10 protein-coding genes are annotated in these 11,872 nt (G+C 63.9%); 9 read left to right on the forward strand and 1 reads right to left on the reverse strand.

Annotation, left to right across the window (positions count from 1 at the left end; genetic code table 11):
* Positions 1–57: 57 nt before the first annotated feature.
* Positions 58–240, forward strand: coding sequence for a hypothetical protein (locus QUH67_RS33810; protein ID WP_300944326.1), 183 nt, complete (start codon positions 58–60; stop codon positions 238–240).
* Between the two features lie 339 nt (positions 241–579).
* Here the strand turns inward: QUH67_RS33810 and ugpB are convergent, their stop codons facing one another.
* Complete coding sequence (gene ugpB, locus QUH67_RS33815) at positions 580–1,896, reverse strand: sn-glycerol-3-phosphate ABC transporter substrate-binding protein UgpB (RefSeq protein WP_300948271.1); 1,317 nt, start codon at positions 1,894–1,896, stop codon at positions 580–582.
* A 507-nt stretch (positions 1,897–2,403) separates the two neighbouring features.
* Here ugpB and QUH67_RS33820 point away from each other — a divergent pair.
* From QUH67_RS33820 to QUH67_RS33855, 8 genes are all read left to right on the forward strand, one after another.
* Entirely contained in the window at positions 2,404–4,422 is a 2,019-nt protein-coding gene (locus tag QUH67_RS33820) for a sensor histidine kinase (RefSeq protein WP_300948272.1), read from the forward strand.
* Positions 4,392–6,137, forward strand: coding sequence for an ATP-binding response regulator (locus QUH67_RS33825; RefSeq protein WP_300944327.1), 1,746 nt, complete (start codon positions 4,392–4,394; stop codon positions 6,135–6,137). Before QUH67_RS33820 ends, QUH67_RS33825 begins: the two co-directional genes overlap by 31 nt.
* The gene (locus QUH67_RS33830) at positions 6,134–6,874 is read left to right on the forward strand and encodes a response regulator (RefSeq protein WP_300944329.1); all 741 of its coding nucleotides are present in this window, start codon (positions 6,134–6,136) and stop codon (positions 6,872–6,874) included. Before QUH67_RS33825 ends, QUH67_RS33830 begins: the two co-directional genes overlap by 4 nt.
* 248 nt (positions 6,875–7,122) lie before the next feature.
* Positions 7,123–7,734, forward strand: coding sequence for a sigma-70 family RNA polymerase sigma factor (locus QUH67_RS33835; RefSeq protein WP_300944331.1), 612 nt, complete (start codon positions 7,123–7,125; stop codon positions 7,732–7,734).
* Between the two features lie 375 nt (positions 7,735–8,109).
* Complete coding sequence (locus tag QUH67_RS33840) at positions 8,110–9,078, forward strand: hypothetical protein (RefSeq protein ID WP_300944333.1); 969 nt, start codon at positions 8,110–8,112, stop codon at positions 9,076–9,078.
* 123 nt (positions 9,079–9,201) lie between these two features.
* Positions 9,202–10,611 (forward strand): cytochrome ubiquinol oxidase subunit I, encoded by a 1,410-nt coding sequence (locus QUH67_RS33845; protein ID WP_300948273.1) that lies wholly within the window; start codon positions 9,202–9,204, stop codon positions 10,609–10,611.
* A complete protein-coding gene (gene cydB, locus QUH67_RS33850) occupies positions 10,608–11,615 on the forward strand; it encodes a cytochrome d ubiquinol oxidase subunit II (RefSeq protein ID WP_300944334.1) in 1,008 nt (335 codons plus the stop codon). The genes QUH67_RS33845 and cydB overlap by 4 nt, the downstream gene beginning before the upstream one ends.
* Positions 11,615–11,743, forward strand: a complete 129-nt coding sequence (locus tag QUH67_RS33855; protein ID WP_300944336.1) for a DUF2474 domain-containing protein — start codon at positions 11,615–11,617, stop codon at positions 11,741–11,743. The genes cydB and QUH67_RS33855 overlap by 1 nt, the downstream gene beginning before the upstream one ends.
* The last annotated feature ends 129 nt before the right edge of the window (positions 11,744–11,872 follow it).

The raw sequence follows: 11,872 nt of genomic DNA on the forward strand, positions 1-11,872 counted from the left end.
TTTGAGGCTTGATGTGAGACCGTTTATGGCGCGTCACATTCCTGAAAGGAGAGCCAGATGGCGGATATTGCATCAGACTTGAACCATCTTCAGAGCCTGCTGAGTCAGATCTCAATAATGGCTTCGTTGCCCCAGACTAAAGGCGACGATCTTGGCGCGAAGATTGCGGATTGTTTTGCGCCGCTCGTCCGCATTCACGAGGCGGTCAGGAAATCACCGCACAGCGGGCGCCGTTTCTAGATTGGCGTTATCGGCGGCTTCGTAGCCGATAGATCTCCACTCTCTCCCCCGTCATTGCGAGCGCAGCGAAGCAATTCAGGTCTCAGCACGGGGATAGATGGATTGCTTCGCTGCGCTCGCAATGACGAGGAGAGACCTTCACCAAGGCTTCAGCGGACAAGCCGCTGTGCAGAAATTGTAGCCCGCATGAGCGCTTGCGACATGCGGGATGCCGCGGGCGCCGGTCCCGCATATCGCAAGTGCTCATGCGGGCTACAGAGGCGACGAAGCAATCCACGCCTCAGCGCGGGGATAGATGGATTGCTTCGCTGCGCTCGCAATGACGGCGGAGAGAGCGCGCTATCTATCCGGATTCGCCCGCTCGAACTGCCTGAGCAGGCGGTTGCCGCGCTCGACGGCGGCGTCCAGCGCGGCCTGCGCGGACTGCTTGCCGCTGAACACGTGCTCGAGTTCTTCGTCGATCACGCCGCGGATCAGCACAAAGGAGCCGAGCCGGATTCCCTTCGAATTCTCGGTCGGCGGCTTCAGGGTCAGCTGCTCGATCCCGATCGCGGCCCCCGGATTGCGATCGTAGAAACCCTGTGCGCGGGTGAGGTCGAAGGCGGCGCGGGTGATCGGCAGATAGCCCGTGTTCTGGTGCCAGGCGGCCTGCACTTCCGGCTTCGAAAGATAGGCGAAGAACTTTGCAACGCCCGCATATTCGGCGCGCGGCCGGTCGCGCAGCACCCATAGCGTGGCGCCGCCGATGATGGAATTTTGCGGGGCGCCGGTGATTTCGCTCCGGTACGGGATCATGCCGTAGCCGACTTCAAATTTCGAGTTGGCCTTGATGTCGGCGCGCGTGCCTGACGAGCCGACGAAGATGGCGCATTCGCCCTTCTGGAAGCGCGGCTCGGCGGTTTGCCCCTTGCCGCTGTAGTCGAACACTTTGGTCGCCTGCCATTCCGCGAGTTGCGCGACGTGGCGCACCACGTCCGGATTGTTGAAGGACAGTTCGGTATCGAGCCCGCCAAAGCCATTGGCCCGGGTGGCCAGCGGCAGATTGTGGAAAGCGGAAAAATTCTCGACATGAACCCAGGACGGCCACGAGGTGGTGAAACCGCAGGGCGAGCCGGCCGCGCGCAGGCGTTTTGCAGCCGCGCCGATGTCGGCCCAGGTCTTCGGCGGCGCTTCCGGATCGAGACCGGCGGCGCGGAACAGATCCTTGTTGTAATAGAGGATCGGCGTCGAGACGTTGAACGGGAATGACAGCATGTTGCCGGCGACATCGGCATAATAGCCGGTCACGGCCGGCAGATAGGCCTCCGGCGAGAACGGCTCCGACTGGTCGCGCATCAGTTCGAACACCGGATAGATCGCGCCCTTGGCCGCCATCATGGTGGCGGTGGCGATCTCGTTGACCTGGACGATGGCGGGCTGGCTGCGCGATCGGAAGGCGAAGATCGCCGCCGTCACCGTTTCGGTGTAGTTGCCCTTGTAGGTCGGTGCGATCCGGTAATCGGATTGCGATGCATTGAAATCGGCCGCCAGCTTTTCAAGCTGCTTGCCGAGTTCGCCCGACATCGCATGCCACCACATGATCTCGGTGGCGGCTCGCGCCGGAGAGGCAAGGAACGCCACGGCAAGCGCCGCAAATCGCAAGAACAAAAAAACCAATTTCACTGGCGACAATCCCGATCTACCGCCGGACAATATGATTTGCCTGGCTCAGCCTCATAAAATGCCGCAGCCAAGGTTTCAATCCGCCCCGCCGCACTGCAACGCACAATTGCAGATTGCAGCGAAATTAAAGCGATTACTAAGACAGGCTGGCCCGCGAACCCAGTCATCGATAGCCAAGCATCGGTAAATTCTGCTAAAAACGCTTTGAACCTTTTTGCCCCGCCTTAGACTCCATCTCTAAGGGGATTTGTCGCTCGTGTATCGCCGCGCCGACCTTTGGCGGACCTTCGTGCCTGTTGTTGTGCTGTTGCTTGCGGCGGTCTCAACGGGCGCTTTCGCGCGCGAATTTCGTGGTCACGATCCCCGATGCGCAAGGCATCCGGGCGGCCTGCGCGGAGTGGAGCGAACGTGACCGGCGCACCGCACCCGCACAATGGAACCGAACGGCGGACGGGCTTCGCGGCGCGCGGCCGTTTTCGCGTCGTGCAATGGCTGCGCGCGGTGCCGATCCGCTGGCGCATCCTGTCGATCGCGGCCCTGAATTCCGCCGTCGTCGTGGTGCTCGCGGTGCTGATCTGGAACGGCGCCAAGGTGCTGGGTTCGGCCTGGGACGACGTCCGGCAGGTGCGGGAGTCCGACAAGATCCTAGCGCTGCTGGAAAGCGAAACCAGCCGGCTGCAGAACCTGATCCATCGCTACATCAACCAGCCGAGCCCCGATTTGTTCGCCGAGATCCTGCTGCTGCGGGAAGCCGTGCTCGGCACCCTGACCACGCGGGCCGCCAGCGATCCGATGCTGTCGGGCTCGGTCGAGCGGCTCGAGCACGTCACCGATCGTTTCCTGAACGGGTTCGGCGAATTGCGCGCCGTGCAGGCCACCATCACCAGGACCTACGAGCAGCAGGTGCTGGGCCCGGCGCGGGAAATGGCCGGGCTGTACTCGATCATCGAGGGCGCCACCGGACACCGCGACGCGCAGATCTGGCCCTCGCTCGGCAAATCCCGCGAGGCGTTCACGGCCATGCTGGTCGCCACCAACGCCTATTATCTGTCGCGCAGCGACGCCTCCGCCGAGGACGCCCGCAAGAATACCGAGACGATCGAGAACACCATTCCCGCGATGAGCGGCCTTGCCGACAATGACCTGCAGCGCATGGCGCTGCAGCGGCTCGCGGCGCGGACGGTGGCGCTGCGCGAGGGAATGGCCAAGCTGACGGAGCAGCTCGCGATCCGGACCGAATTGCTGCGCAACACCATCGATGCCAGCCAGGCCGAGGCGATCGGCGTCATCGACGAATTGTCGGTCAAGATGCGCCAGCGCGAACAGAAGGCGCAGGAGACGTTCGACAGGACGCTGTCGGCGATCTCGCGCCGGGTGCTGTCGATCGCGGTGATGTTCCTCGGCATCATCCTGTCCGCCGGCGTGCTGATCGCGCTGTCGATCCGCCTGCCGCTGCAGCAGATCCTCCGCTCGATGCACGCGATCACGTCGGGCAATCTGGATCGCAGGGTTCAAGGCACCACCGCCAGAGACGAGGTCGGCGCCATGGCGCGCGCCGTGGACGTGTTTCGCGAGAACGCCATCGCCAAGCGCAAGACGGAAGCCGAATTGCGCGCCGCCAAGGAGAAGGCCGAGGCCGCGCTCATCGAACTCAACACCGCGCAGCAGAACCTGATCGACGCCGAGCGGCTGGCAGCCCTCGGCGGCCTGGTGGCCGGCGTCGCCCATGAGGTGAACAACCCGATCGGCATCAGCCTGACGGTGGCGTCGAGCTTTGCGCGCCGGGCCGAAACCTTCGAGCAGGAATTGCGCACCGGGCCGCTGCGCCGCTCCAAGCTCGACGCGTTCGTCAACAGCTCGCGCGACGCGGCCGGCCAGCTGGTGGCGAACCTGCACCGCGCCGGCGAACTGATCCAGTCGTTCAAGCAGGTGGCGGTGGACCGCTCGCACGCCGAGCGCCGGCAGTTCAATCTCAGCGAGGCCACCGACCAGATCATCGCGAGCCTGCGGCCCGCGCTGAAGAAGGCCGCGATCACGCTGTCGGTGGAGGTGCCCGAAGGGCTCGTGATCGACGGCTATCCCGGCTCCTACGGCCAGATATTGACCAACCTGTTCCTGAACGCCGCCAACCACGCCTTTGCCGACGGCCGGTCCGGGGCGATCACGATCTCGGCGCGGGCGCGCGGCAGCGACGACGTCGAGATCATCTTTGCCGACAACGGGGCCGGCATGACCCCGGACGTGCAGCGCCAGGCGTTCGACCCGTTCTTTACGACGCGCCGCAACGAGGGCGGCACCGGGCTGGGCTTGCATATCGTCTATAATCTTGTCACTCAACAGCTCGGCGGTCGGATGATGCTGGAGTCGAGGCTGGGACAAGGCACCACCTTCCGCATTATCATGCCCAAGGTCGCCAAGGGTGGGTCGACAGGTGGATCGACCGACGAACCGACGATGACAGACCAGGCAGCAGCCGACGGAACTTCGCAATGGCCGAACAGGACGATGTCCTCCACCTGATCGACGATACCGGGACCGTTCCGGAGGACTCGTCCGCGCGCAAATGGAAGATCGCCGTCATCGACGACGATGCCGCGGTGCACGAGGGCACCCGCTTCGCGCTGAGCGACTACAATCTGCACGGCGCCACGCTGGAAATCCTCTCGGCCTATTCCGCGGCCGAAGGCCGCACCTTGATGCGCGACAATCCGGATGTCGCGGCCGTGCTGCTCGACGTCATCATGGAAACCGACGTCGCCGGCCTCGAGCTGGTCGAGTACATCCGCAACGAGCTCAAGAACGAAACCGTCCGCATCATTTTGCGCACCGGCCAGCCGGGCCAGGCGCCCGAGCGCCGCGTCATCGTCCAGTACGACATCAACGACTACAAGGCCAAGACCGAGCTGACCGCCGACAAGCTGTTCACCTCGCTGACGGCGGCGCTGCGCAGCTACCAGCAGCTCGAGCGCATGGTGCAGACCCGCCGCGGGCTCGAGATCATCATCGACGCCGCCTCGACGCTGTACGACTTCAAGTCGATGCAGCGGCTGGCCGAGGGCGTGCTGACCCAGCTCGCCTCCCTGCTCAATGTGGACTGCGCCGGGATTTTGGTGTTGCGCGACGACGGCGCGCCCGGCAGCGAGTTTTCGGTGCTGGCGGGCTCGGGCTGCTACAGCCGCTTCATCGGCTCGACCAGCTCCAAGTCGCTCGATCCGGATTTGCGCGAGATGGTGGAAGCCGCCTTCCTGCGCCGCAAGAACGAATTCGCCGACCACCGCAGCGTGCTTTATTTGCGCACCGGAAGCGGCCGCGAGGTGGTGGTGCTGCTGCAGGCCGAGCGGCAGCTTTCCGATACCGACCGCGCGCTGGTCGAGATCTTCTCCAGCCGGCTGTCGATCGCGTTCGACAACGTCATCCTGTACCGGCAACTGCACGAGGCCAATACCCAGCTCGAGGACCGCGTCGCGCAGCGCACCCGCGCGCTGATGCAGGCCAATCGCCGCCTGTCGGCGCAGTGGCTGCGGCTGCAGCGCGCCAACGGCTTCAAGAACGAGATCCTCGGCACCGTCGCGCACGATCTGAAGAACCCGCTCGGCGTGATCCTCGGCCGCACCGAAATGCTGACCGAACTGATCGGCGCCGGCTCGCCCAAGGAGAACGTCACCGCCCAGGTCGAGCATATCCGCGACGCCACCAAGCGACTGACCTCGATGGTCGATCACCTGATTTCGGACGCGATGGCGGACGCCTTCGACATCACCATCCGCCGCGAGCCGGTCGATGTCGCCGCCCTCGTGGCTGAAGTCGCCGACTCGAACCTGCCGTCGGCCATCAACAAGCAGCAGGCCATCACGGTGTCGGCGCCGCCGAATATCGTCACCATGTGCGATACCGACCGGATCCGCGAAGCGATCGACAACCTCGTCAGCAACGCCATCAAATACTCGCCGATCGGCGGCAAGATAACCGTAACCGTCACCCATGAGGGCAACGACACGGTGATCCGCATTTCCGACCAGGGCGCCGGGCTGTCGCCGGAGGATCTCGGCCGGCTGTTCGGCCGGTTTCAGCGGCTCTCGGCCAAGCCGACCGCCGGGGAGAGTTCGACGGGGCTCGGGCTGTCGATCGTCAAACGTATCATCGACATGCATGGCGGCCATGTGACCGCAGAGAGCGGCGGTCCCGGACAGGGCTCGACGTTTACCGTTAAACTGCCGGCGACAGAGACGACATGACCCAGAACCCGCATATCTTCATCGTCGACGACGAGGCGCCGGCCCGCGAGATGGTCGGCGATTACCTCAAGATGCACGGTTTCGGCGTCACGCTGTGCGACGGCGGCAAGAGCCTGCGCAAGGAGATCGAGAGCAACGTGCCCGACCTCGTCGTGCTCGACCTCAACATGCCCGAGGAAGACGGGCTTTCGATCATTCGCGACCTCAAGAGCAAGATCAACGTCCCCGTCATCATGCTGACGGCGACCGCGAGCCCGATCGATCGCGTCGTCGGCCTCGAACTCGGCGCCGACGACTACATCGCAAAACCCTGCGAGCTGCGCGAGCTGATGGCGCGCATCCGCTCGGTGCTGCGCCGGAGCACCCCTGCCAGGGCGGCGGCCGCGCCGGAACCCGCGGCGGCCAAGGCCGAGAAGGAGCAGCTGGTACGGTTCGGCACCAAATGGCTCGACCTCGAAGCTCAGGCGCTGCGCGACGACGAAGGCAACGAGCATCCGCTGACGGCCTCCGAATTCGGGCTGCTGAAGGTGTTCGCGGCGAATCCGAAGCGGGTGCTGTCGCGCGAGCGGCTGCTGGAATTGGCCAATGCGCGCGACGCCGAGGCCTTCGACCGCGCGGTCGACCTGCGCATCATGCGCATCCGACGCAAGATCGAGATCGACCCGACCAAGCCCGCAGTGATCCGCACCATCCGGGGCGGCGGGTATCTGTTCTCGCCGGCGGGCGAGAAGGGATAGCGGCCCCGGTCGTCCCCGCGAACGCAGCAACGATCGAGCGGAACTATTCCGCTTCTGAAATCTTCCAATTTTCCGCCCATTGAAATTACTGGCCTTTTCCGGCCGAATGTTTCGTCGCGGGCGCCGCGATGAAACAATTCTCTGCGGCACGAAACCATTTTCCCTCTTTCGTGCAGACGTCCCGAAACCGAGCCTAACTAACAATCTTCCCAACGAACGCCGCTGGGCGTCGGAATTGGGAGCCTGTCATGTCGAACGTCGTCGCCATCAATGCCGCAGCCAACAAATCGATCGCCGCCGCCCGCGCGACGTCAGACGAAATGCTGTTGCAGAGTATTGCCAAGGGCGACCGCACGTCGATGCATGTGCTTTATTCGCGCCACAATGTCCGCGTGTACCGTTTCGTGCTGCGCATGGTGCGCGACTCCACGATGGCGGAAGACCTCGTCAGCCAGGTGTTCCTCGACGTGTGGCGGACCGCCAGCCAGTTCGAAGGCCGTTCGCAGGTCTCCACCTGGCTGCTGTCGATCGCCCGCTTCAAGGCGCTGACCGCCCTGCGCCAGCGCAAGCATGAGGACATCGAGCAGGAAGACGTGCTCGAAATCGTCGATGAGGCCGATACCCCGGAGGCGTCGCTCGACCGCAACAACACCAAGGCCATCCTGCGCGCCTGCGTCGCAAAACTGTCACCTGCCCATCGCGAGATCATCAATCTGGTCTACTACCATGAGAAGTCGGTGGAAGAGGCTGGCGCCATCATCGGCATTCCCCAGAGCACGGTGAAGACGCGGATGTTCTACGCCCGCAAACAATTGGCCGAATTGCTTAAGGGTGCCGGCGTGGACAGTATCGCGGCTTAAATTCGTTTATTATCAAAGGGTTACATCGGAATAGCGACGAGAAAACGGGTCGGTTTCGGCGGACGAAGATTACCAGCGACGAAACAAATGAAACAATTCGCGACATTACCCGGAAAAACTCGCCCGCTATAACTCTTCTCGACAACGCAAGACAGCGAGACCCCCGCTGACTTTCCAGCCTACCGAGACCTCCCCAGGTTTCAGACCCCAAGCGACCTCCAACGACCCGGCAGGGATGCCCCCCGCCGGGTCGCTCTGCTTTGAGACCAGGTTTCATGCGCGGGACGGCACGAGCTCGCACGACGCAATCGTGATTTGCGTGCATGCGGTGGTCGCTTGACGCGGTGCGGCCGGACGTGATGTCTGCCGCCGGCGATGGATGCGGCGGCACACGAGAATGAGGTCAGGTTACGCAGGGGCACGACGCTCAACGAGCGGCTGGTTCTCGCCGGCATCGCCGTCGTGGTGTGCCTGATCGCCCTGCCCGGCCTCGCCCATCTGGCAAACGACCAATGGCTCGGCATCGCCGCGCTGTTCGCGCTGTTGTTCGGCTGCCTGCTGCTGGCCGCCGCGCTGTTCGACCGCAATGTGGTGTGGATCGTGACGCCGGGCGAGATCCTGATCGGCGAGCAGCGTCCGTTCGGCAAGTTGCACCGGCGATCGATCCGGGATGATGAGCTTTCGGAGATGCGGCTGCGCCGAAGCCTCGGCAAATCGGTCGAGTTCACCCTCATCTTCGAGACCGATTCGGGAGATACGCTGACCTCGCCGCCGCTGCCTGACATCACCCAGGTGAAGCGAACCACCGTGCAGATCGCGCGGCTGCTGCAACTGCCCGCGCCCGAACTGGCCGAGAACCCGCTCGACGCCGCGAACGCGGCGATAAGGCTGGGCAAGCCGGTCAGTGCCAGACGCTTATGGGCGTTCCGGGCGCTCACCGGGGTGCTGGTTTGCTCGGTGGTTCTGCCACCCGCGTTCGCGCTGTGGAGCGGCAAATTGTCCGGGCTCGGCGTAGCGATCTGGTCATTCGGCGCGATCGTGGCCTTCCTGCTGACCAGGTATCTCTACCGGGCGAGCGGATGCTGGGTCGTGCGCGATGGTGCGATCCGGATGGAGCGGCTGTCGTTGACGGGCGCGATCGACATCATCGTGGCCGACGGCAACGAAATCGCGCACATTGATGTTGAAAGCGGCGGCCGGCGAGGTTCCCATTACGCGCTTGCGGCCCGCCTGCACTCCGGCAGAAAGGTGCGCAGCCCGGTGCTGGTCGGCAAGGAACAAACCCGCGCCGTGCAGGCCGAGATCACGAGGCGGTTACGGCTCGCCCGACCGGCTGCGAGATAGCGCCGCACGCCTGTTCCGCGTAGCGCGCAGATACATTCCGCATCCGGCGTGATAATGTGAAGATCTGGTTCGGACGCAATTCGAAAGCGATTGCGCCCGGTGAAAGTGCGACGGGTGGTGCCGATGTTCGAAGGCTGGGATGCTGTAGTACTCGCCCGGGCGCAGTTTGCTTTCACGATGTCGTTCCACATCATTTTCCCGGCGTTCTCGATCGGGCTGGCGAGCTATCTCGCCGTGCTCGAGGCGCTGTGGCTGTGGACCGGGCGCGAGGTCTTCATCAACCTGTTCAACTACTGGCTCAAGATCTTTGCCGTCGCGTTCGGCATGGGCGTGGTATCGGGCATCGTGATGTCCTACCAGTTCGGTACCAACTGGTCGGCATTCTCGGACAAGGTCGGCCCGGTGATCGGCCCGCTGATGGCCTACGAGGTGTTGACCGCGTTCTTCCTCGAGGCGGGTTTCCTCGGCGTCATGCTGTTCGGCCTGCAGCGCGTCGGGCCGAAACTGCATTTCCTGGCGACGCTGATGGTCGCGATCGGCACGCTGATTTCGGCGTTCTGGATCCTGTCGGCCAATTCCTGGATGCAGACGCCGACCGGCCACGCAATCAACGCCGACGGGCAGTTCATAGCCGTTGACTGGCTGAAGGTGATCTTCAATCCATCCTTCCCCTACCGCCTCGTGCACATGGTGCTGGCGGCCTACCTGACCACCGCGCTCGTGGTCGGCGCGGTCGGCGCGTACCACCTGCTGCGCGACCGCCACCTCGCCGGTCCACGCGTGATGTTCTCGATGGCGATGTGGATGGCCACCGTGGTGGCGCCGCTCCAGATCCTGGCCGGCGACCAGCACGGGCTCAACACGCTGGAACACCAGCCGGTGAAGATCATGGCGATGGAAGGCCACTTCACCAGCCACAAGGACGGCGCGCCGCTGATTCTGTTCGGCTGGCCCAACCAGAGCGCCGGCCGGATGGATTATGCGATCGAGGTGCCGAAGCTGGGCTCCATGATCCTCAAACATTCGCCCGACGCGCCGATGGCCGGGCTCGACACCGTTCCGCGCGAAAACTGGCCGCCGGTGGCGATCACGTTCTGGTCGTTCCGCATCATGGTCGGGATGGGATTGCTGATGCTGGCGCTCGGCGCATTCAGCCTGCTGATGCGCATCCAGGGCAAGCTGTACGATTCCCGCCTACTGTACCTGTTCGCGGTCGCGATGGCGCCCTCCGGTTTCATCGCCGTCCTCGCTGGCTGGATCACCACCGAGACCGGGCGCCAGCCGTTCACGGTGTATGGATTGTTGCGCACGGTTGATTCCGCCTCGCCGCTGGCGGCGCCTGCGGTGGCTTCCTCACTGATCGCCTTCATCATCGTCTATTTCCTGGTGTTCACGGCCGGCGTGATCTACCTGCTGCGGCTGATGGCGGCGCCGCCGCATCCGGGCGAAGAGGGCCCGCGCAGCGACATTCCCGCCCGTGCCGCCGGCATCACGCCCGCCGCCGGTGCGGTCGCCGAGGGAGCCGCGCGATGATCGGTATCGATCTTCCGGTCATCTGGGCCTTCATCATCGCCTTTGCCGTGTTCGTCTACGTGGTGATGGACGGTTTTGATCTCGGCCTCGGCATCCTGTTTCCGCTGTTTCCGGAAAAGCGCGACCGCGACGTCATCATGAATTCGGTCGCGCCGGTGTGGGACGGCAACGAAACCTGGCTAGTGCTCGGCGGCGGCGGCCTGATGGCGGCGTTCCCGCTGGCCTATGCGATCCTGATGCCGGCGCTCTACACGCCCATGATCGTGATGCTGCTGGGCCTCGTGTTCCGCGGCGTCGCCTTTGAATTCCGCTGGCGCACCACGAAAGAGCGGAACAAGTGGGACATCGCCTTTGCCGGCGGATCGCTGCTGGCGACATTGGCGCAGGGCATTGCGCTCGGCGCCATTCTGCAGGGCATCCATGTCTCGGGCCGCGCCTATGCCGGCGGCTGGTGGGACTGGCTAACGCCGTTCAGCATTCTCACCGGCGTGGCGCTGGTGATCGGCTACGCGCTATTGGGCGCGACGTGGCTTGTCATGAAGACGGAAGGCGAATTGCGTGATCGCGCCTATCGCCTGAGCTGGACGCTTCTGATGGCGATGCTCGGCGCCATCGGCGCGGTCAGCGCCGCGACGCCGTTCCTCAGCCTGCAGTATACGCAGCGCTGGTTCACCTTTCCGAACATCGTGCTGACCGCGCCGGTGCCGGTCGCGGTCGCTGCCGTCACGGCGCTTCTGTTGCGCAGCCTCGCCAACAAATACGACTACCAGCCGTTCTTCCTGACGCTGGCGCTGTTCGCGCTGTCCTATGCGGGGCTCGGCATCAGCATGTATCCCTATATCGTGCCGCAGAGCGTCACGATCTGGCAGGCGGCCGCGCCGGAGAACAGCCAGGTCTTCATGCTGTTCGGCGTCGCCGTCCTGATCCCGCTGATCCTAGGCTATACCGCCTGGGCCTATTGGGTGTTTCGCGGCAAAGTCGATCCCGAGAGCGGATATCACTGATGCCGGCGGAGCCGAAACTTCGCCCGCTGCCGCAGCGGCTGTTGTGGTTCGCCGCGCTCTGGCTCGGCGGCCTCGGCACTGTGACGTTGATCTCATTTGTGCTGCGGCTATGGATCGCGCCGAAATAAGGCGGCCGGGACATCCCATGAATTGGGCAGAAGACAGATATTGAAGATATTTCAGTTACCTATTGGCCTCATTCGCCCTAAACTTGCCATCAAGCCGGCCCTGAGATTTGATGGTTCCAGAGCGCGATC

The organism is Bradyrhizobium roseum (assembly GCF_030413175.1).
Classification (GTDB): domain Bacteria; phylum Pseudomonadota; class Alphaproteobacteria; order Rhizobiales; family Xanthobacteraceae; genus Bradyrhizobium; species Bradyrhizobium roseum.

What these genes read in the sequence shown, in the direction of transcription:
- QUH67_RS33835 (WP_300944331.1), top strand. Translation starts at nt 7,123, where the DNA reads ATGTCGAACGTCGTCGCCATCAATGCCGCAGCCAACAAATCGATCGCC.
- QUH67_RS33810 (WP_300944326.1), top strand. Translation starts at nt 58, where the DNA reads ATGGCGGATATTGCATCAGACTTGAACCATCTTCAGAGCCTGCTGAGT.
- QUH67_RS33830 (WP_300944329.1), top strand. Translation starts at nt 6,134, where the DNA reads ATGACCCAGAACCCGCATATCTTCATCGTCGACGACGAGGCGCCGGCC.
- QUH67_RS33825 (WP_300944327.1), top strand. Translation starts at nt 4,392, where the DNA reads ATGGCCGAACAGGACGATGTCCTCCACCTGATCGACGATACCGGGACC.
- cydB (WP_300944334.1), top strand. Translation starts at nt 10,608, where the DNA reads ATGATCGGTATCGATCTTCCGGTCATCTGGGCCTTCATCATCGCCTTT.
- QUH67_RS33845 (WP_300948273.1), top strand. Translation starts at nt 9,202, where the DNA reads ATGTTCGAAGGCTGGGATGCTGTAGTACTCGCCCGGGCGCAGTTTGCT.
- QUH67_RS33840 (WP_300944333.1), top strand. Translation starts at nt 8,110, where the DNA reads ATGGATGCGGCGGCACACGAGAATGAGGTCAGGTTACGCAGGGGCACG.
- QUH67_RS33855 (WP_300944336.1), top strand. Translation starts at nt 11,615, where the DNA reads ATGCCGGCGGAGCCGAAACTTCGCCCGCTGCCGCAGCGGCTGTTGTGG.